The following is a 19,562-nucleotide window of genomic DNA, read 5'->3' on the forward strand; positions in this document are numbered from 1 at the left end:
CACGGTCGTCACGACGGTCACCGCGGTCACGGTTGAAGCCACCGCGGTCGTCACGGCGCTCGAAGGAACGCCCACCACGGTCGTCACGACGGTCGTCGCGGCGGAAGCCGCCACGGTCACCGCGGTCGTCACGGCGGAAGCCGCCACGGTCGTCACGACGGTCACCGCGGTCACGGTTGAAGCCACCGCGGTCGTCACGGCGCTCGAAGGAACGCCCACCACGGTCGTCACGACGGTCGAAGGAGCGCCCGCCGCGGTCGTCCCGGCGCTCACGCCGCTCGTACGGCGCCGATGCCTCCGTACGCTCCACGCGCTCGGTCCGCTCGACGTCCCGCGCGGTCGGCTGCTCCGGCAGCGTGACCTCGGCCTCGGCCGCCTCGGCCGCCTCGGCGACCACCGTCTCGACGTCCTCGCCCCGCTCCCGCGCGACCCGGGCCAGCAGCCGGTCGGCCTCCTCGCGCAGCTCGGAGGCGCGGCGCTGGGCCCGCTCCAGCTCCTTGGTGAGCTGGGCGACCTCACGCTCGGCCTGCTGCGCCGCGTTGCCGGCCGACTCGGCCTGCACCTCGGTCATCGACCGGGCGCCGGTGATCTCGGCGACCTCCGGCTCGAAGGCCGCGCCGCCCTGGATGATGTGGCGCGTGGCGTCGACGCCCGCGTCCTCCATCAGCCGGAAGATCTGGCGCCGCTGGTGCGGCAGGGACAGGGAGACGACGGTGCCGGTGCGGCCGGCGCGCGCCGTGCGGCCCGCGCGGTGCAGGTAGTCCTTGTGGTCGCCGGCCGGGTCCACGTTGAGGACCAGGTCGATGCCGTCGACGTGGATGCCGCGCGCGGCGACGTCGGTGGCGACCAGGACGTTGACGTAGCCGTCCTTGAAGTCGGCCAGGGTGCGGGTGCGCGCGCCCTGGGTCATGCCGCCGTGCAGCGCGTCCGCCTTCACCCCGGCGTCGCGCAGCTGCTCGGCGACGCGGTCGGCGCCCAGCTGGGTGCGGACGAAGATGATGGTGCGGCCCTTGCGGGAGGCGATGGCCGCGGTGACCGGTGCCTTGTCCTTGGGCTTCACAACGAGGATGTGGTGCGACATGGTCGTCACCGCGCCCTGCGCCGCGTCGACCTCGTGCGTCGCCGGGTTGTCGAGGTACCGGTCGACGAGGGTCTTGATCTCGTTCTCCATGGTGGCGGAGAACAGCATCCGCTGGCCGCCGGCCGGGACCTGGTCGAGCAGCTCGGTGACCTCGGGCAGGAAGCCCAGGTCGGACATCTGGTCGGCCTCGTCGAGGACGGTGATCTGTACGTTCTCCAGCGAGCAGGCGCCGCGGTTGATGATGTCCCGCAGGCGGCCCGGGGTGGCGACCAGGACGTCGACGCCGCGTTCCAGGGCGTAGATCTGGTTGCCCATGGACGTGCCGCCGCAGACGACCTTCATCTTCAGGCCGAGGACGTCCCCGTACGGCTGGAGCGCGTCGGCGACCTGCATGGCCAGCTCGCGCGTCGGCGTCAGGATGACGGCGCGCGGCTTGTGCTTCTCGGTGCGGCCGCCGGCCAGCGTGGCCAGGGTCGGCAGACCGAAGGAGAGGGTCTTGCCGGAGCCGGTGCGGCCCCGGCCGAGGATGTCCCTGCCGGCCAGGGCGTCCGGAACGGTCGCGGCCTGGATCGGGAAGGGGGTGGTCACGCCGTTCTGCGCGAGCTTGCGCACGACGCCCTCGGGCAGGCCGAGGTCGGCGAAGGTGATCTCGGGGGTCGCCTCGGGGGCGGGGGTGATGTCGGTGTCCTCGGTGTTCTCGGGCACGACGACGTGATCAGTACTGGCGATGGGCATACGAATGCGAAACCTTCCGGAGTCTCTTCGGCACGCGCCCGTCAACTCCGTGATTCGCAGTTCGCAATTACGACCGCCTCGATGCGGTCCACCACGGCAAGGGAGAGAGTACGCGCCACACGGCGCGCTCTGCAGTGGCGCCGGGCAAATAGGATCAAACGATCTGCCACCATACGCACCCGGTACCCCCGAAAGCAAATCGGCAGGTGGGAGCGGGGTCCGACGGGCGGGGAAGCGCCGGGGAAGGGCTCAGACCGGCTCCCCCGCCTCCGGGGCCGGCTCCCGCTGCTCCAGCTGCGTCTCGGGCGGCTGGTGCGCCGACGAGGACGGCTCCGCCTGCGTCGGCTCCGGGCTGGCCGACGGCTCGGGCGGCGTCGGCGAGGGCTGCGGATCCGCCGTCCGCGAGGGCTCCGGGGGGACGGGGCGGTCGTCCGGGGTCGGTCCCGCGGGCCCGCCCGGCCCGTCGTCGGCCGGAGCGGACCGGCTCGCCCCCGTGGACGGCGAGGCCTCGGCGGACGCCGCCTTCCCCGCCCCGCGCTTCTTGCCCTTCCCCTTGCCCTTGCGCCCCTCGTCCTCGCCCTTGCCGTCGCCGCGCGGTCCGTCGGCCGACGGGCCGCCGTAGCCGGCGCCGGCGCCCGACACCGCGGCGCCCCCGTCCGGGGCCTCACCGCCCGGCCTCCCCGCGGAGCGCGACGGCCCGGGGGTCCCGTCCGCACCGTCCTCACCCACGCTCATGCATCCGGCGGCGGCGGCGACGGCGACGACCGTGGCGGCCAGGCGGACGGGTACGTACAAGCGGCGCACGGGGCCACCTCCGATTGGGGTACAGGGTCAACCACCCCAACTCCCACCACCCTCAAGAAGACACGCGCACGGCCGTGTGTACGGCCTATCCGTAACCGAGCGCGTGCAGCCTGGCGTCGTCGATGCCGAAGTGGTGCGCGATCTCGTGCACCACCGTGATCTCCGTCTCCGCGACGACGTCCTCGCGGGACTCGCACATCCGCAGCGTCGGCCCCCGGTAGATGGTGATCCGGTCCGGCAGCACCCCCGCGTACCACTCGCCCCGTTCCGTCAGCGGAGTCCCCTCGTACAGCCCGAGCAGCTCCGGATCGTCCGCCGGCGGCTCGTCCTCGACGAACACCGCGACGTTGTCCATCAGCCGCGTCAGCTCCGGCGGGATCCGGTCCAGCGCCTCGGAGACCAGCTCCTCGAACATCTCGCGCGTCATCTCCAGCACGAAGCCATTGTCGGGCACGAGCCGTCCGTACGAGTTGCGTGCGGCACCCGCATATCCGGCCACCGACTTGGGCATACGGGACCAATGGCCCGCGTCCCCTCCGCCGTCCTGAACGCCCTCCACCGCCTTCCACGGGCCCCGCGGGCCCTCACCCGCCGCCGGCGCTCCGGCCGGCCCGCCGCCGCGGCGCCCGCCCTCGCCCCGCGGCCGCGGCCCTGGAGGCGCGCGGCCGGCCTCGTCGCCGTGGTCGTCCTCGGCGCCTGGCTCGGCCTGCTGGTCGTCGGCGACGTCCGGGTCCCCGTGGGTCCCATGAACACCACCATGACCCTGCGCCCCTCCGTCACCGGCGGCACGAAGATCAACCTTTCCCCGCTGGGCGCCCTCCAGCTCGACAGCCACACCGCCCCCGTCCGCCTGGACGTCAACGTCGACCAGCTCGACCCCGAGCGCTCCCAGGCCCTCGTCGACCACCCGGAGCGCCTCTCCGGCCTCCAGGACGAGGTGGCCGAGGACATCGTCCACGGCACCGCCGACCTCGCCGTACGCTCCTGCGTCGCCGTGGTCACCGGCGCCACCGCCCTCGGTCTCGCCGTCTACCGCCGCCCCCGCCGCGCCCTCGCCGCCGGCGGCCTCGCCCTCGGCCTGCTGGCCGCGTCCGGCGGCACGGCGTACGCCACCTGGAACCCCGACTCCGTGCTGGAGCCGAAGTTCTCCGGCCTGCTCTCCTCCGCCCCGTCCCTGGTCGGCGACGCGCGCAGCATCGTCACGGAGTTCGACGTCTACCAGAAGGAGCTGGCGCGCCTGGTCACCAACGTGACCAAGCTCTACGACGCCACCTCCACCCTCCCCGCCTACCAGCCCGACCCGACCACCCTGCGCGTGCTGCACGTCTCCGACATCCACCTCAACCCGGCCAGCTGGAAGATCATCGCCTCGCTGGTGGAGCAGTACCGGGTGGACGTGATCGTCGACTCGGGCGACACGATGGACCACGGCACCGCCGCCGAGAACGGCTTCCTCGACCCCATCGAGGACCTGGGCGCCCCTTACGTCTGGGTCCGCGGCAACCACGACTCGCTCGTCACCCAGCGCCACCTCGACGGCATGGAGAACGTCCACGTCCTCGACGACGGCAGGGCGAAGACCATCGCCGGGCTGCGCTTCGCCGGGATCGGGGACCCGCAGTTCACCCCCGACCGCTCGCAGAGGACCGGGGCCGAGCAGTCCCAGGAGCTGGCGGGCGCCCGGCTCGCCTCCGCCCTGCGCGACCAGCGGGCCGCCGGCACCCCGGTGGACGTGGCGGTCGTCCACGAACCGTCGGCGGCGCGCGAGGTCGACGGCACCGTGCCGCTGGTGCTGGCCGGTCACATCCACCACGAGGAGACGGAGGTCATGCGGTACGGCACCCGGCTGCGCGTCGAGGGCTCCACCGGCGGCAGCGGCCTGCGCGCCGTCGAGGGGAAGTACCCGGACCCGATCGAGACGTCGATCCTCTACTTCGACCGCGACACCCGCCGCCTCCAGGCCTGGGACTCCATCGAACTGGGCGGCCTCGGTCTGACCACGGCGGAGGTCAGCCGCCACCTCCCGGAGGAGAACCAGCCGGGTGCGGGCACCTCCCCGTCCCCCTCCTCCGGGACCCCCTCGGCCACCCCCTCGACGACCGCGCCGTAAACCGTTTTGGCGAACCCCCCCGCCATCCCATATGCTTCTCACGTCCCCGACGCGCTGCGAAGCGCCCAGGCGGGCCGATAGCCCTCATCGTCTAGCGGCCTAGGACGCCGCCCTTTCAAGGCGGTAGCACGGGTTCGAATCCCGTTGGGGGCACGCACCACCCTGTGCGACACTGTCGTACGACACGCTTGGTCCTGTGGAGCAGTTTGGAGTGCTCGCCACCCTGTCAAGGTGGAGGCCGCGGGTTCAAATCCCGTCAGGACCGCTGGTGTTTCACGTGAAACACCGCGGCTGGGTAGCTCAGTTGGTACGAGCGATCGCCTGAAAAGCGATAGGTCGCCGGTTCGACCCCGGCCCCAGCCACAACAAAGGCCCCGATCCTCGATCGGGGCCTTGTTGTGTGCCCCACACACGTGCCCCACCCGGGCTCCCCTGTGTCACGCACCTGCACCCCGGCAAAATCATTGGCCGCGAATTTTCGCGGGATGAGACCCTGGAGTCCGTATGTCTACGCACTCTGCCCCCGCTCTCGGTTCCCTCGCCTCCCGCCTCACCGAGCTGTCGCTGCGCGACACGCACCGGCTCGGGCGCAGGCTCGAGGGCGCACGCAAGATCCGCAAGCCGGAGGCCCGCGCCGCCGTGCTCACCGAGATCGAGGCGGAGGTCGCCGCGTCCGAGGAACGGATGGCGGGGCGGCGCGCCCGGGTGCCCGCGGTCACGTATCCCGAGCAGCTTCCCGTCAGCCAGAAGAAGGACGCGATCGCCGAGGCGATCCGTGATCACCAGGTGGTGATCGTCGCGGGTGAGACCGGGTCCGGCAAGACCACGCAGATCCCGAAGATCTGCCTGGAGCTGGGCCGGGGCGTCCGGGGCATGATCGGGCACACGCAGCCCCGCCGGATCGCCGCGCGTACGGTCGCGGAGCGGGTGGCGGAGGAGCTGGACACGCCGCTGGGCGAGGCCGTCGGCTGGAAGGTCCGCTTCACCGACCAGGTGAACCCGGACGCCACCTTCATCAAGCTGATGACGGACGGCATCCTGCTCGCGGAGATCCAGACCGACCGCGAGCTGCGCGCCTACGACACGATCATCATCGACGAGGCGCACGAGCGGTCGCTCAACATCGACTTCCTGCTCGGCTACCTCGCCCAGCTGCTGCCGAAGCGCCCGGACCTCAAGGTCGTCATCACGTCCGCGACCATCGACCCGGAGCGGTTCTCCCGGCACTTCGGGGACGCGCCGATCATCGAGGTCAGCGGGCGCACGTATCCGGTGGAGGTGCGGTACCGGCCACTCCTTGAGGAGGACTCCGAGGACGCCGACCGCGATCAGATCACCGCGATCACGGACGCCGTCGAGGAGCTGATGGCCGAGGGGCCCGGCGACATCCTGGTGTTCCTCTCCGGTGAGCGGGAGATCCGGGACACGGCGGACGCGCTGACGAAGAAGCGGTACCGGTCGACCGAGGTGCTGCCGCTGTACGCGCGGCTGTCGCACGCCGAGCAGCACCGGGTGTTCCAGCAGCACGGCGGCCGCCGGATCGTGCTGGCGACGAACGTGGCCGAGACGTCCCTGACCGTGCCGGGCATCAAGTACGTCATCGACCCGGGCTTCGCGCGCATCTCCCGCTACAGCCACCGCACCAAGGTGCAGCGGCTGCCGATCGAGCCGGTGTCGCAGGCCAGCGCCAACCAGCGCAAGGGCCGCTGCGGCCGTACGTCGGACGGCATCTGCATCCGGCTGTACAGCGAGGACGACTTCCTGGCCCGTCCGGAGTTCACGGACGCGGAGATCCTGCGCACCAACCTCGCCTCGGTCATCCTGCAGATGACGGCGGCCGGCCTGGGCGAGATCGAGAAGTTCCCCTTCATCGACCCGCCGGACCACCGCAACATCCGCGACGGCGTGCAGCTCCTCCAGGAGCTGGGCGCGCTCGACGCGGCGCAGAAGGACCCGCGCAAGCGGCTGACGCAGACCGGGCGGAAGCTGGCGCAGCTTCCGGTGGACCCGCGGCTGGCGCGCATGGTGCTGGAGGCGGACAAGAACGGCTGTGTCCGCGAGGTGATGGTCATCGCGGCCGCCCTGTCGATCCAGGACCCGCGGGAGCGGCCGGCCGACAAGCAGACGCAGGCCGACCAGCAGCACGCCCGGTTCCGGGACGAGTCCAGCGACTTCCTCGCCTACCTCAACCTGTGGCGGTACGTCCGCGAGCAGCAGAAGGAGCGCGGCTCGTCGTCGTTCCGCCGGATGTGCAAGCAGGAGTACCTGAACTTCCTGCGGATCCGCGAGTGGCAGGACATCTACACGCAGCTGCGCACGGTCGCCAAGCAGATGGGCATCCACCTCAACGAGGAGGACGCCCCCGGCGACCGCGTCCACGTCTCCCTGCTGGCCGGTCTGCTGTCGCACATCGGCATGAAGGACGTGAAGGAGTCCAAGGACTCCGGTCCCGGCGCCGGCCGCAAGGACGGCGGGCGCAACGAGTACCTGGGCGCGCGGAACGCCAAGTTCGCGATCTTCCCGGGCTCGGCGCTGTTCAAGAAGCCGCCGCGGTTCGTGATGTCGGCCGAGCTGGTGGAGACGTCGCGGCTGTGGGCGCGGGTCAACGCGAAGATCGAGCCGGAGTGGGTGGAGCCGCTCGCCGAGCACCTGCTCAAGCGCACGTACAGCGAGCCGCACTGGGAGAAGGACCAGGCGGCCGTGATGGCGTACGAGAAGGTCACGCTGTACGGCGTGCCGATCGTGGCGCAGCGCAAGGTGAACTACGGCCGGATCGACCCGGAGGTCTCCCGGGAGCTGTTCATCCGCAACGCGCTGGTCGAGGGCGACTGGCGGACGCACCACAAGTTCTACGCCGACAACCGGAAGCTGCTGACCGAGGTCGAGGAGCTGGAACACCGGGCGCGGCGCCGGGACATCATGGTCGACGACGAGACGCTGTTCGACTTCTACGACCAGCGGATCCCCGAACACGTGGTGTCGGGGGCGCACTTCGACTCGTGGTGGAAGCACAAGCGGCGCGAGCAGCCGGACTTCCTCGACTTCGAGCGGGAGATGCTGATCCGTGAGTCGGCGGAGGCGGTCACCAAGGCGGACTACCCCGACTCGTGGCGGCAGGGCCCGCTGAAGTTCCGGGTGACGTACCAGTTCGAGCCGGGTGCGGACGCCGACGGTGTGACGGTCCACGTTCCGCTCCAGGTGCTGAACCAGGTGACGGACGAGGGGTTCGACTGGCAGATCCCGGGGCTGCGCGAGGAGGTCGTCACGGAGCTGATCCGTTCGCTCCCCAAGCCGATCCGGCGGAACTACGTGCCGGCGCCGAACTACGCGAAGGCGTTCCTGGAGCGTGCGGTGCCCCTGCAGGAGCCGCTGACCGTGACGATGGCCCGTGAGCTGAAGCGGATGGTCGGAGTGCCCTTCGAGGCGGAGGACTTCGACTGGTCCCGCGTTCCGGACCACTTGAAGGTGACGTTCCGGATCGTCGACGAGCGGCGCCGCAAGATCGCCGAGGACAAGGACCTGGAGGCCCTCAAGCTCCAGCTACGGCCGAAGGCCCGCAAGGCGCTGTCCCAGGCGGCCGCCGCCACGGCGCAGCGCCAGGGCGGCGAGTCCCTGGAGCGCAAGGGGCTGACGGACTGGACGATCGGCTCGCTCACCCGCGTGTTCGAGACCCGTCGGGCCGGTCAGCCGGTGAAGGCGTACCCGGCGCTGGTCGACGACGGCGACACGGTGTCGGTCCGGCTGTTCGACACGGAGGCCGAGCAGGCGGAGGCGATGTGGAAGGGCACGCGCCGGCTGATCCTGCTGGGGATCCCGGTGAATCCCGCGAAGTTCGCGTCCGAGAAGCTGACCAACGCGCAGAAGCTGGCGCTGTCGGCGAATCCGCACGGTTCGGTGCAGGCGCTGTTCGACGACTGCGCGACGGCCGCGGCGGACAAGCTGATCGCCGACTTCGGCGGGCCGGTGTGGGACGAGGAGTCCTACCGGAAGCTGTACGACAAGGTCCGCGCGGAGATCGTCGACACGACCGTCCGCGCGGTGGGCCAGGTGCAGCAGGTGCTGGCGGCGTGGCAGGCCTGTGAGCGCCGCCTGAAGGGCGTACGGAGCCCCGCGCTGCTGCCGAACCTCCAGGACGTGCGGGGGCAGCTGGACGGGCTCGTGCGGCCCGGTTTCGTGACCGGGGCCGGGCTGCGGCGGCTGCCGGACCTGATGCGCTATCTGGTGGCCGTGGACCGGCGCCTGCAGCAGATGCCGGCGAACGCGCAGCGGGACACCACGCGCATGGAGAAGGTCCATGAGATGCGGGACGAGTACGCGTGGCTGCTGGAGCAGCTGCCGCAGGGACGGCCGGTGCCGCAGGAGGTGCTGGACATCCGCTGGATGATCGAGGAGCTGCGGGTCAGCTACTTCGCCCACGCGCTCGGTACGGCGTACCCCGTGTCGGACAAGCGGATCGTGAAGGCGATCGACGCGGCGGTGCCGTGACGGGGCCCGTACACAGGGTGAGTTCGACCAGGGGGCTCCCCCTCCTGTACAGTCCTTCTCGCAGCGCAACGAAGGCGGAATCCCCCGGGAGACCCCGTCGCCTGAGCGCCGCGAAACCTGGTCCTGTGGAGCAGTTTGGAGTGCTCGCCACCCTGTCAAGGTGGAGGCCGCGGGTTCAAATCCCGTCAGGACCGCAGTTGTCGGAAGGCCCGCATCCCGTGAGGGACGCGGGCCTTCCGCATGAGGTCGCCACCGTGGGTAAGCCGCGGGGTGTCTCGCGCGCGCAGGGGCCCGGGTCTTCACACCCGGGCCCCTGCGCGTGCGGGGCGCCGTGCGGCCCCCTGCCGTCTTGACGGGTCCGCCGTCCCTCGGTACTCCAGGAAGCAGGGCACCGCTCCGTGTGCCCACCTGGAGGGGGCGTATGGCGGCATCAGCGGGGCACGAGACCCGGGCGCTGCTCCGGGCGCATCTGTCGGCCGCGTCGTCGTACCGGCACCTCACCCGTCACTGTCCGGTCTGCCACCGCCTCCTGCGGCTGGTGATGGAGTCCGCGCCCCGGCCCTCGGACGCCTCCCGGCCCGCCGGGGAACAACCCGGTCCCAACGCCCGTTCTCTTTAGCGCATATGCCAGGGGCTCAACAAGCCGACTGGTATGTGACGGGTGTCACCGCATGAGTTTTGGGAAGTGCGGTACTTACCCCTCTCCTACAAAGGGTCAATTTAATATGTGCAATTGCACTACTCGGAGAGGTACCCGTCGGCCGGCGCACAGGTGACCCCCCGACCGCTCCCAGAGGCCGACAAGCCCACGCACAGGGCGTTCCCGGCCCGCGCCGGCCCCGCCCCCCTGAGCGCACAAAAAAGACCGCGCTGGACTCGGCGGAGTCCAGCGCGATCGACGACGCACCCTTGTTCAGTTGCCTGGAAAGCTCTGATCAGCTTGGGCGAGGGGCCTGTTGGGGCAGTCCCCGCGTCGCTTGGAGCCAGGGTTCCCGGGCGCCTCGGCCGGTGGGGGACCAGCCGGTTGTGCCCGGTTCATGCGGTTGTTCAGGCCTCGCTGCGCTGCTGCGGAATGCCCGCGAGCAGTGCGCGAACCTCGGCTTCGCGGTAGCGGCGGTGCCCGCCGAGCGTGCGGATCGACGTGAGCTTGCCTGCCTTCGCCCAGCGCGTGACCGTCTTCGGGTCGACGCGGAACATGGTGGCGACCTCAGCCGGGGTCAGCAGCGGCTCGGCATCAGGGGTGCGAGCGGTCATGAGCGGCCTCCTCGGGAGAACCGAACCTTCTCGGTTCTTTCCTCTAAATTCTGCACCTTGACCCGCGTTGCCCGAAATGGCGGACGCGAGTCGAGTCGGTTATAGGACGAACGGCTTGTCCTCGGCACTACAACTACACCATCTGTCCAGCCACGTCGGCCAAACCGATGGAATTGCCCTCCCAGGTGTTCATCAGCCGCGGAAGCCGATGGACCGTGCCATAGCGGACAGTCACGCCGCTGTGACGATCAGTCACAGCAGCGATCAGGAGTCACCAGACCCCCTAAAGCGTGCATCGCCGAGATTCCGCCCATAGTCGAGCACTTCAGGACGGAGGAGTCCTCGCCGGACTCCTTGTCCTATTTTGGCATGAGGGCGGGCAAGAGGCGCAAGGGCCACGTAAGTGCGGTCCGTCACGCTTGGCGCGCTTGGGACATACGCCCGGATCGACTCCTACGTCCGTTCCCGGGACCACGCTGACGGGACATCAGGCACCCCAGAGCGAAGACGAAACCCCAAGAACGGCGTTTGGTCAAACGTCAGTTCGCCGAGCGCAGGTCGCGAACCGAACGCCAGCGCTCCACGAGACGCCCGTAGGCCTCCCCCGCGCCCTCCTCGTCGCCCCGGCGCAGCGCGGCGATCCCCTCGGCCACGTCCGCCGCCGAGTGGTCGCCCTCGAGCGTGCCGGCCGGCAGGGCGTGCACCAGTCCGCCGTAGTCGAGTTCGACCAGCGAGCGCGGATGGAACTCCTCCAGCCAGCGCCCGACGTCCACGAGGCCGTCGATCAGCAGGCTCTCGTCCATCGCGTCCCGCAGCGCCCGCAGCCCCCGCGCCACCCGCCGACGGGCCTGGACCATCGGGGTCCGGTAGCGCAGGACGGGCGCCTCGCCGGCGGAGCCCCTGCCGTACTCGCGCTCGTCGTCCGCGAACAGCACGAACCAGTTGATCGGAACCTGCCAGGTCGCGGTGCGGATCCACGGCCGGGCGTCGGGGTTGTCGGCCAGCCAGCGCTCGTAGTCCCGGGTCGCCTGGTGGCGTACGACCGGGGGCAGCAGGGCGTCCAGGACCGGCAGCGGGAAGTCCTCGGCGAGCTCGCCCAGGGCCTGCCAGCCGCGCAACCGGGTGCGCCAGGGACAGACGCGGACCACGCCGTCGGCCTCGAGCACGAACGCGTCGTCGCTCTCGTGCACCGGCACCGGCACCGGCGGGGTGGGCGCGAGGTCGGCCAGGGCCCGGCGGAGTTCGTCCTGGTAGGACGGGCGGTCGGGGCGGCGGGCGTAACGGGCCCAGTGGTCGCGTTCCGGTTCCGGGAAGGCTGCCAGCGGTTCGTACACGCGCAGATAGGTCGCGTAGGGGACGATCACCGAAGACACCTTGGGCACGCCTGCTCCCTCCCCCGAGGACCGTCGCGAAAACCTGCCCGGCTCCCGCCCGGACGGGTGGGAAACCGCGCAAACCGGCGCACGGCGGTACTCCGGACGGAGGTGATCCGGGACACGGTGCCGCCGGTGGGCGCACGAGGATCTAATCTCGTGCCACGGTTCCCGCCACCTCTACGGGGGCCGACCCCACCCGCCGCTACTTACTCAGGAGTCACCACAGTGACCGACGTATCTGACGGCGTCCTGCACACCCTGTTCCGCTCGGACCAGGGGGGCCATGAGCAAGTCGTGCTCTGCCAGGACCGCGCCACCGGCCTCAAGGCCGTCATCGCCATCCACTCCACCGCGCTGGGCCCGGCCCTCGGCGGTACGCGCTTCTACCCGTACGCCTCCGAGGAGGAGGCCGTCGCCGACGCGCTGAACCTCGCCCGTGGAATGTCGTACAAGAACGCCATGGCCGGGCTCGACCACGGCGGCGGCAAGGCCGTGATCATCGGCGACCCGGAGCGGATCAAGTCCGAGGAGCTGCTGCTGGCCTACGGCCGGTTCGTGGCCTCGCTCGGCGGCCGGTACGTCACCGCCTGTGACGTCGGCACCTACGTCGCCGACATGGACGTCGTGGCCCGCGAGTGCCGCTGGACCACCGGCCGCTCCCCCGAGAACGGCGGCGCGGGCGACTCCTCCGTGCTCACCTCCTACGGCGTCTACCAGGGCATGCGGGCCGCCGCCCAGCACCTGTGGGGCGACCCCTCGCTGCGCGACCGCAAGGTCGGCGTCGCGGGCGTCGGCAAGGTCGGCCACCACCTGGTGGAGCACCTGCGCGCCGAGGGCGCCGAGGTCGTGATCACCGACGTGCGCGAGGACGCCGTGCGGCGCGTCCTCGACCTGCACCCCCAGGGCGTGACGGCCGTCGCCGACACCGAGGCGCTGATCCGCACCGAGGGCCTGGACGTCTACGCCCCGTGCGCGCTCGGCGGGGCGCTGAACGACGACAGCGTGCCGGTGCTCACCGCCAAGGTCGTCTGCGGCGCCGCCAACAACCAGCTCGCCCACCCGGGCGTGGAGAAGGACCTCGCCGACCGCGGGATCCTCTACGCGCCGGACTACGTGGTGAACGCCGGCGGTGTCATCCAGGTCGCCGACGAGCTGCACGGCTTCGACTTCGACCGGTGCAAGGCGAAGGCGTCGAAGATCTTCGACACCACGCTCGCCATATTCGCACGTGCGAAGGAGGACGGGATTCCGCCGGCCGCCGCGGCCGACCGGATCGCCGAGCAGCGGATGGCGGAGGCGCGCCCGGCGCGATGACGCGTACGCGGGCGGTCCGACCCGGGACGTTATTCGTACATGTGAGCGGTACCCGCCGGAGGGCACTTGGAGAGAACTCTCACTTCTCCCGGCGGGTCGACCTTCGATAAGTGGTTAAAATCGCGATTGACCTGCGAGGACGGGGTACCTCGAAGGTCCTGGGCGCGGGCACGTCATGCGGGCGACGTACCGTATGGGCGCGGGCTCAGGTACCGTGGAAGCCCTACGGACCGGACTCTCCGGTGAGAGTCCGTTCTGGACCATGAACGCGTGTCAAGACTCTGGGGCCGTCGAGCCCCGTCGTTGAGGGGGTCGAGCCATGGGGCGCGGCCGGGCCAAGGCCAAGCAGACGAAGGTCGCCCGCCAGCTGAAGTACAACAGCGGTGGGACTGACCTCTCACGCCTGGCCGAGGAGCTGGGCGCATCGCCGTCGAACCAGCCACCGAACGGTGGCCGTTTCGAGGACGATGAGCAAGACGACGACCTGTACGCACGGTACGCCGACCTCTATGAGGACGACGACGAGGACGAGGACAACCCGTCCTCACACCAACGTCGCGGCGCTTGACCTTGCACTGAACCCGGTCGGTGACCCCGGTCACCGACCGGGTTCAGTGCTGCCTCGGCAGCCCTCACGGTTTGGTGTGCCGTCCGTGCGTTCACCGCTCGGACAGCACACCGTCGCTCACTTCGCGTAGTCACCGACGAGGGCCGCGCCCGTGGCGTGCTCGCCGCGGTCGGTGATCTCACCGGCCACCCAGGCGTCCACCCCGCGGTCGGCCAGCGTCGCCAGCGCCACGTCGACGGACTCCTGCGGCACGATCGCGATCATGCCGACGCCCATGTTCAGCGTCTTCTCCAGCTCCAGCCGCTCGACCGAACCGGTCCGGCCCACCAGGTCGAACACCGGTGCGGGGGTCCAGGTGGAGCGGTCCACGGTCGCGTGCAGTCCGTCGGGGATGACGCGGGCCAGGTTGGCCGCGAGTCCGCCGCCGGTGACGTGGCTGAAGGCGTGCACCTCGGTGGTGCGGATCAGGGCCAGGCAGTCCAGCGAGTAGATCTTGGTGGGCTCCAGGAGTTCCTCGCCGAGGGTGCGGCCCAGCTCGTCGATCCGGCCGTCCAGGGCCAGCCCGGCCCGCTCCAGCAGCACGTGGCGGACGAGGGAGTAGCCGTTGGAGTGGAGCCCGGAGGACGCCATGGCGATCACCGCGTCACCCGTGCGGATGCGGTCCGCGCCGAGCAGCCGGTCGGCCTCCACGACGCCCGTACCGGCCCCGGCGACGTCGAAGTCGTCCGGACCCAGCAGACCGGGGTGTTCGGCCGTCTCGCCGCCGACCAGGGCGCATCCGGCCAGCACACAGCCTTCCGCGATGCCCTTCACGACGGCGGCGACGCGCTCGGGGTGGACCTTGCCGACACAGATGTAGTCGGTCATGAAGAGCGGCTCGGCGCCGCACACCACGATGTCGTCCATGACCATGGCGACCAGGTCGTGGCCGATGGTGTCGTACACGCCCAGCTGCCGCGCGATGTCGACCTTGGTGCCGACGCCGTCCGTGGCGGAGGCGAGCAGGGGCCGCTCGTAGTTCTTCAGGGCGGAGGCGTCGAAGAGGCCGGCGAAGCCGCCGAGGCCGCCGAGGACCTCGGGGCGGCGCGTCTTCCTCACCCACTCCTTCATGAGCTCGACGGCGCGGTCGCCCGCCTCGATGTCGACGCCCGCCGCTGCGTAGCTGGCACCAGTGTTCTGGGACATGACTGTGAGAGCTTTCGTGTCGTCCGTCAGGGCTTACGGGCGGCGGATCGCGTCGACCGCGGCCGGGGCGGCGGTGCCGGCGGCCAGCTCGGTCTCCAGGAGCTGCTTGCCGAGGAGCTCGGGGTCGGGCAGCTCCATCGGGTACTCGCCGTCGAAGCAGGCGCGGCACAGGTTCGGCTTGGCGATGGTGGTCGCCTCGATCATGCCGTCGAGGGAGATGTACGCCAGGGAGTCGGCGCCCAGCGAGGTGCCGATCTCGTCGACGGTCATGCCGTTGGCGATGAGCTCGGCGCGGGTGGCGAAGTCGATGCCGAAGAAGCAGGGCCACTTCACGGGCGGCGAGGAGATCCGGATGTGGACCTCGGCGGCGCCCGCCTCGCGGAGCATCCGGACCAGGGCCCGCTGGGTGTTGCCGCGCACGATCGAGTCGTCGACGACGACCAGGCGCTTGCCCTTGATGACTTCCTTGAGCGGGTTCAGCTTCAGGCGGATGCCGAGCTGCCGGATGGTCTGCGAGGGCTGGATGAACGTACGTCCGACGTACGCGTTCTTGACCAGGCCGGCGCCGAAGGGGATGCCGGACGCCTCCGCGTAGCCGATGGCGGCCGGAGTGCCGGACTCCGGGGTCGCTATGACCAGGTCGGCCTCGGCCGGGGCCTCCTTGGCCAGCTTGCGGCCCATCTCGACGCGCGAGAGGTACACGTTCCGGCCGGCGATGTCGGTGTCCGGGCGGGCCAGGTACACGTACTCGAAGACGCAGCCCTTGGGCTTCGCTTCCGCGAACCGGGAGGTGCGCAGCCCGTTCTGGTCGATGGCGACGAACTCGCCCGGCTCGATCTCGCGCACGAAGCTCGCGCCGCAGATGTCGAGGGCGGCGGATTCGGAGGCGACGACCCAGCCGCGCTCCAGGCGGCCGAGGACCAGCGGGCGGATGCCCTGCGGGTCGCGGGCCGCGTAGAGGGTGTTCTCGTCCATGAAGACGAGGCTGAAGGCGCCCCTGACCTTGGGCAGGACCACGTGCGCGGCCTGCTCCACGGTCACCGGCTCGCCGTCGGCGGCGCGCTGGCCGGCCAGCAGGGCGGTGATCAGGTCGGTGTCGTTGGTGGCCGCCACCTTGGGGGCGCGGCCGTTCTCCTTGGGGAGTTCGGCGACCATCTCGGCGAGCTGCGCCGTGTTGACCAGGTTGCCGTTGTGGCCGAGCGCGATGGATCCGTGCGCGGTGGCGCGGAACGTCGGCTGGGCGTTCTCCCACACGGAGGCACCGGTGGTCGAGTAGCGGGCGTGTCCGACCGCGATATGACCCTGGAGCGAACCGAGAGAGGTCTCGTCGAAGACCTGGGAGACCAGGCCCATGTCCTTGAAGACGAGGATCTGGGAGCCGTTGCTGACCGCGATTCCCGCGGATTCCTGGCCCCGATGCTGGAGGGCGTAGAGCCCGAAGTACGTGAGCTTGGCGACCTCTTCGCCCGGAGCCCAGACACCGAAGACGCCACAAGCGTCCTGGGGGCCCTTCTCGCCGGGGAGCAGGTCGTGGTTGAGTCGTCCGTCACCACGTGGCACGCCACCGAGTGTAGGCGAGATCGACCACTGGTCCGAATGCGGGATGTGCCCCCGGCCGTGGATCAGGGCTGGGCGACGGCCCGGACACGGGTGCCGTTTTCGCTGGTCAGCGTGAGGGTTCGGCCCTCGATCCGGTAGTCTGCGGTGCCGGTGAACAGCTTCGTCAGCGCCTTCTCGACGTCCATGAGTGAGTCTTCGCACATCATTCGGGTCAGATACGGCTTTCCGAGGGTGATATGGCCGTCGCGGACGGTGGCCTCGGCGTTCACGTGGTTGCAGCCGAGGCGGCCGGCGACGGTGCCCTCCTCCTCGTCGAAGGTGAGGTGGGCGCGGCCGTCGGTGGCGGGGGTGACGACGGTCCACTCGGTGCCGTACAGCGGGGTGTCCTTCGCCCTGCTGAGGCGGACGGTGTCACCGGTGTCGGTGGTGAGGGTGAGGCGGTCGTCGTTCACGTCGGCCTTCAGGGCGTCTTCCTCGAGGCTGCGGACGAAGGCGGTCTCGAGTTCCATGAGCTCCTCGGAGCAGGCGATCAGGGTGCTCTCCACGCGGTCGCCGTCTCCGATCCTGATCCGGTCGCCGTCGAAGGAGACCGGGCTCCTGAACAGGTTGCACCCGTAGCTGCCCTCCGCCCGGCCGCTGTCGTCGAAGGTGAGGTGCGCGCCGTCGGAAGCGCGGTGGGTGGTGCCGTCGGCGGTGAAACTGTCGACGTTCCAGCTGGTCCCGGCGAGGGACTGCGCCGCCTCGGCGGAACCGCCGCCCGCTCCGGCCTTCTCGCTGCCGCAGGCCGCCAGGAACGGGAGGAGCACGGCGGCGGCCAGGATCGTCATGCGCTGCTTGTGCTTCTGCCTGTCGTCCATGCCGATCCGACGAAGGCGGGGGGCGAACGGTTCCCCTTCCGCCTCAGGTGCCTCTCATCCCAGCAACGGCAGATACGGTCCGAGGTCCGCCCGTTCCCCGCTCGCGCTCACCTTCGCGCCGGCCACCGCGTCCTGCCAGGCCGTCCGGCCGGAGGCCAGCCTCGCCCAGGTCAGCGGGTCGGTCTCCACCACGTTCGGCGGGGTGCCCCGGGTGTGCCTCGGCCCCTCCACGCACTGCACGACCGCGTACGGCGGGATCCGCAGCTCCGTGGAGCCGCCGGGAGCCTTCGCGGCGAGCGCGTCGGCCAGCAGCCGGGTGCAGGCGGCGAGGGCCTGACGGTCGTACGGGACGTCGAGGCCGGGGACGGCGGCGTTCAGGTCGTCGGTGTGGACGACGAGTTCGACGGTGCGGGTGACGACGTACTCGGCGAGGGTGATGGCGCCGGTCCGGGTGGCGAGGAGACGGGTGTCCGGTGCGTCGGCGAGGCGCTCGGTGAAGCGCTGCTCGGTGCGGGCGCAGAGGGCGTCGAGGTCGGTGTGCGCGTCGGCCAGCGCGCGCGTGTCGTCGGCGATGTCGCTCGCCCGGGCGGCGGTGGCGGAGGGCCAGTCGAGGAGGGTCAGCTCGGCCATCGGCGGTGCCTCGCGGTCGAGGTTGCGGCTGACCGTCTCCACCGCCATGGTCACGTGCGCGACCAGCTCCCGCACGGTCCAGTCGCCGAGCCGGGTCGGCAGCGCGAGCTGCTCGGGGGTGAGGGTGCGCACGGCCGCCCGTACGTGCCCGAACTGCGCCAGCACGGCGGCGCGGGTCTTGGCGGGGTCGTAGGAACGGGCGCGCTTCTTGGCCGGGGGCATGACGGCAGCTTATGCGGGGGCGGCCGGCGCCGGACCGGGTATGTCGAACACCTCGCCGTTGCGGGGGACGCCCATGTCGCGCCAGGTGAACGGGATGCCGCGCGCGGTGTCCGGGTCGGGGCCGTCCATCAGCTGGAAGTGCAGGTGCGGCTCGGTGGAGTTGCCGGAGTTGCCCACCTGGGCGAGTGTCTGCCCGGCGCGCACCCGGTCCCCCTCGCGGACGGTGAGCGAGCCGCGCCGCAGATGGGCGTAGGCCGCGTAGGTGCCGTCGCCGAGGTCCAGCACGACGTGGTTGCCGAGGATCCGACGGACTCCGGACATCTCGCGCACCGAGCCCTCGATCAGCATCAGGTAGAGCAGCGCGGGCAGCGAGGTGCGGCTGCGGTGGTCGCGCTGCCGGTCGTCGGCACGCACGACCCTGGCGTCGGCTACCGCGTGCAGCGGGGCGCCGTACGCCGGGAAGCCGGGGCCGCGGCGGGCGAGCGGCCATATGAGGGAGAACCCGGGGCGGGCACCCGGCTCGGGCTCGGCGACGAGGTCGATGGCGTACGTCTGCCCGTACGCGTGGACGCCGTGGCTCGGGGTGCGGTCGGCCGGGCTGTTCAGCGCGGACCAGCGTCCGGTGACGGGCGGGTCGACCTCGACCGGCTCGCGGCCCGGGCGAGGCGCGTCCGGTGCGCCGCCCCATCTGTTCACCGTGATGACCAGGACGTACGCCAGGACCAGGGGCAGGAGGTCCCACCACCAGGCGTAGCCCCAGCCGAAGGTGATGTGGACGGTCACCAGCCCGATGAAGCCGAGCTGCAGACCGCGGAAGGCGGTCATGGCGAGTTTGCGTGCGGACATGTTTCCCCCTCGTGCTCCGTGCCGGGTGGCGGTCGTCGTGGTCAGGGACGCGCCGCCGACAGCGTCACCATCAGCGGTACGACCCGGCCGGGCGGCACTTCGTAGCGGCCTCGGCCTGTGGTGTGCAGCCAGCCGGTGCCGGTGAGCTGACGCAGGTGGTGGTAGATCTGGCCGGTCGTGCCGATCTCCTCCAGTTCCGCCAGCTCGGCCGCGGTGCGCCGGCCGCCGACGATCTCGCGGAGCAGCCGGAGCCGTACCGGGTGACCGAGTGCGGCGAGCGCCTCGGCGGCGTCCGGCCATTCGTAGGCCAGCAGCCCCTCGGTGAGCGCGCCGTGCTGCCACTCGTACTGCTCGCCGGTCGGCATCCGGACCGCCCCGGTGAACAGCACCCCTCCGTCGGCCGCCCGCAACTCGGCGAGCTGGGCCTTCAGACCCTCCAGGGCCCAGAAGTCGCCCTCGCCGAAGGAGGGCGCGGTGCGGCCGGCCGCTTCCAGCGCCGCCAGCCGGCGTTCGAGTTCGGTCATGCGCTCTTCGA

General features: G+C 71.0%; 16 protein-coding genes and 4 tRNA genes. 9 read left to right on the plus strand and 11 right to left on the minus strand.

The window, feature by feature from the left end; all coding sequences use genetic code 11:
- The 3 genes from ACH5AO_RS22545 to ACH5AO_RS22555 all read right to left on the minus strand — a co-directional run.
- Positions 1 to 1,816, minus strand: a 1,816-nt coding sequence (locus ACH5AO_RS22545; RefSeq protein WP_398927346.1) for a DEAD/DEAH box helicase, incomplete at its 3' end; no start/stop codon positions are given.
- Between the two features lie 249 nt (positions 1,817 to 2,065).
- The gene (locus ACH5AO_RS22550; protein ID WP_398927348.1) at positions 2,066 to 2,620 is read right to left on the minus strand and encodes a hypothetical protein; all 555 of its coding nucleotides are present in this window, start codon (positions 2,618 to 2,620) and stop codon (positions 2,066 to 2,068) included.
- Between the two features lie 85 nt (positions 2,621 to 2,705).
- Positions 2,706 to 3,056, minus strand: a complete 351-nt coding sequence (locus ACH5AO_RS22555) for a metallopeptidase family protein (protein ID WP_037940201.1) — start codon at positions 3,054 to 3,056, stop codon at positions 2,706 to 2,708.
- An 84-nt stretch (positions 3,057 to 3,140) separates the two neighbouring features.
- Between ACH5AO_RS22555 and ACH5AO_RS22560 the strand changes: the two genes are divergently transcribed.
- From ACH5AO_RS22560 to ACH5AO_RS22590, 7 genes are all read left to right on the plus strand, one after another.
- On the plus strand, positions 3,141 to 4,730 hold the full coding sequence (locus tag ACH5AO_RS22560; protein ID WP_398927350.1) for a metallophosphoesterase: 1,590 nt from the start codon (positions 3,141 to 3,143) through the stop codon (positions 4,728 to 4,730).
- An 80-nt stretch (positions 4,731 to 4,810) separates the two neighbouring features.
- Positions 4,811 to 4,883 (plus strand) — tRNA-Glu (locus ACH5AO_RS22565).
- A 37-nt stretch (positions 4,884 to 4,920) separates the two neighbouring features.
- Positions 4,921 to 4,995: transfer RNA gene (locus ACH5AO_RS22570), tRNA-Asp, on the plus strand.
- Between the two features lie 24 nt (positions 4,996 to 5,019).
- Positions 5,020 to 5,093 (plus strand) — tRNA-Phe (locus tag ACH5AO_RS22575).
- 141 nt (positions 5,094 to 5,234) lie between these two features.
- Complete coding sequence (gene hrpA, locus ACH5AO_RS22580; RefSeq protein WP_398927352.1) at positions 5,235 to 9,215, plus strand: ATP-dependent RNA helicase HrpA; 3,981 nt, start codon at positions 5,235 to 5,237, stop codon at positions 9,213 to 9,215.
- A gap of 119 nt (positions 9,216 to 9,334) precedes the next feature.
- Positions 9,335 to 9,409: transfer RNA gene (locus ACH5AO_RS22585), tRNA-Asp, on the plus strand.
- A 227-nt stretch (positions 9,410 to 9,636) separates the two neighbouring features.
- Positions 9,637 to 9,834, plus strand: coding sequence for a DUF6274 family protein (locus tag ACH5AO_RS22590; RefSeq protein ID WP_398927354.1), 198 nt, complete (start codon positions 9,637 to 9,639; stop codon positions 9,832 to 9,834).
- 428 nt (positions 9,835 to 10,262) lie between these two features.
- Here the strand turns inward: ACH5AO_RS22590 and bldC are convergent, their stop codons facing one another.
- Both bldC and ACH5AO_RS22600 read right to left on the minus strand, forming a co-directional pair.
- Entirely contained in the window at positions 10,263 to 10,469 is a 207-nt protein-coding gene (gene bldC / locus ACH5AO_RS22595) for a developmental transcriptional regulator BldC (protein WP_003949541.1), read from the minus strand.
- Positions 10,470 to 11,008: 539 nt separating this feature from the next.
- Positions 11,009 to 11,851, minus strand: coding sequence for a hypothetical protein (locus tag ACH5AO_RS22600; protein WP_398927356.1), 843 nt, complete (start codon positions 11,849 to 11,851; stop codon positions 11,009 to 11,011).
- A gap of 219 nt (positions 11,852 to 12,070) precedes the next feature.
- Between ACH5AO_RS22600 and ACH5AO_RS22605 the strand changes: the two genes are divergently transcribed.
- Positions 12,071 to 13,159 carry a Leu/Phe/Val dehydrogenase gene (locus ACH5AO_RS22605; RefSeq protein WP_398927358.1) on the plus strand — a complete coding sequence of 363 codons (1,089 nt, stop codon included), beginning with the start codon at positions 12,071 to 12,073 and terminating at the stop codon, positions 13,157 to 13,159.
- A gap of 319 nt (positions 13,160 to 13,478) precedes the next feature.
- The gene (locus ACH5AO_RS22610) at positions 13,479 to 13,727 is read left to right on the plus strand and encodes a DUF3073 domain-containing protein (RefSeq protein ID WP_398927360.1); all 249 of its coding nucleotides are present in this window, start codon (positions 13,479 to 13,481) and stop codon (positions 13,725 to 13,727) included.
- Positions 13,728 to 13,844: 117 nt separating this feature from the next.
- Here ACH5AO_RS22610 and purM read toward each other — a convergent pair whose 3' ends face one another.
- The 6 genes from purM to ACH5AO_RS22640 all read right to left on the minus strand — a co-directional run bounded on the left by purM (position 13,845) and on the right by ACH5AO_RS22640 (position 19,551).
- Entirely contained in the window at positions 13,845 to 14,912 is a 1,068-nt protein-coding gene (purM, locus tag ACH5AO_RS22615) for a phosphoribosylformylglycinamidine cyclo-ligase (RefSeq protein ID WP_398927363.1), read from the minus strand.
- A gap of 33 nt (positions 14,913 to 14,945) precedes the next feature.
- Positions 14,946 to 16,472, minus strand: a complete 1,527-nt coding sequence (gene purF, locus ACH5AO_RS22620) for an amidophosphoribosyltransferase (protein WP_398927365.1) — start codon at positions 16,470 to 16,472, stop codon at positions 14,946 to 14,948.
- 62 nt (positions 16,473 to 16,534) lie between these two features.
- Positions 16,535 to 17,329, minus strand: a complete 795-nt coding sequence (locus ACH5AO_RS22625) for an META domain-containing protein (RefSeq protein ID WP_398927367.1) — start codon at positions 17,327 to 17,329, stop codon at positions 16,535 to 16,537.
- A 54-nt stretch (positions 17,330 to 17,383) separates the two neighbouring features.
- Positions 17,384 to 18,181 carry a sterol carrier family protein gene (locus ACH5AO_RS22630; RefSeq protein WP_398927369.1) on the minus strand — a complete coding sequence of 266 codons (798 nt, stop codon included), beginning with the start codon at positions 18,179 to 18,181 and terminating at the stop codon, positions 17,384 to 17,386.
- Positions 18,182 to 18,190: 9 nt separating this feature from the next.
- Positions 18,191 to 19,027: a M23 family metallopeptidase gene (locus ACH5AO_RS22635; protein ID WP_398927371.1), complete on the minus strand. Its 837-nt coding sequence runs from the start codon at positions 19,025 to 19,027 to the stop codon at positions 18,191 to 18,193.
- Between the two features lie 41 nt (positions 19,028 to 19,068).
- Positions 19,069 to 19,551 carry an ArsR/SmtB family transcription factor gene (locus tag ACH5AO_RS22640; protein WP_398927631.1) on the minus strand — a complete coding sequence of 161 codons (483 nt, stop codon included), beginning with the start codon at positions 19,549 to 19,551 and terminating at the stop codon, positions 19,069 to 19,071.
- Positions 19,552 to 19,562: the final 11 nt, after the last annotated feature.

Source organism: Streptomyces sp. NPDC018964, assembly GCF_044390325.1.
Lineage (GTDB): Bacteria > Actinomycetota > Actinomycetes > Streptomycetales > Streptomycetaceae > Streptomyces.

Excerpts from the sequence above, each read along its gene's own strand:
- ACH5AO_RS22610 (WP_398927360.1), top strand. The coding sequence starts at position 13,479 with ATGGGGCGCGGCCGGGCCAAGGCCAAGCAGACGAAGGTCGCCCGCCAG.
- ACH5AO_RS22625 (WP_398927367.1), bottom strand. The coding sequence starts at position 17,329 with ATGGACGACAGGCAGAAGCACAAGCAGCGCATGACGATCCTGGCCGCC.
- ACH5AO_RS22630 (WP_398927369.1), bottom strand. The coding sequence starts at position 18,181 with ATGCCCCCGGCCAAGAAGCGCGCCCGTTCCTACGACCCCGCCAAGACC.
- ACH5AO_RS22635 (WP_398927371.1), bottom strand. The coding sequence starts at position 19,027 with ATGTCCGCACGCAAACTCGCCATGACCGCCTTCCGCGGTCTGCAGCTC.
- bldC (WP_003949541.1), bottom strand. The coding sequence starts at position 10,469 with ATGACCGCTCGCACCCCTGATGCCGAGCCGCTGCTGACCCCGGCTGAG.
- ACH5AO_RS22590 (WP_398927354.1), top strand. The coding sequence starts at position 9,637 with ATGGCGGCATCAGCGGGGCACGAGACCCGGGCGCTGCTCCGGGCGCAT.
- purM (WP_398927363.1), bottom strand. The coding sequence starts at position 14,912 with ATGTCCCAGAACACTGGTGCCAGCTACGCAGCGGCGGGCGTCGACATC.
- ACH5AO_RS22560 (WP_398927350.1), top strand. The coding sequence starts at position 3,141 with ATGGCCCGCGTCCCCTCCGCCGTCCTGAACGCCCTCCACCGCCTTCCA.
- ACH5AO_RS22640 (WP_398927631.1), bottom strand. The coding sequence starts at position 19,551 with ATGACCGAACTCGAACGCCGGCTGGCGGCGCTGGAAGCGGCCGGCCGC.
- hrpA (WP_398927352.1), top strand. The coding sequence starts at position 5,235 with ATGTCTACGCACTCTGCCCCCGCTCTCGGTTCCCTCGCCTCCCGCCTC.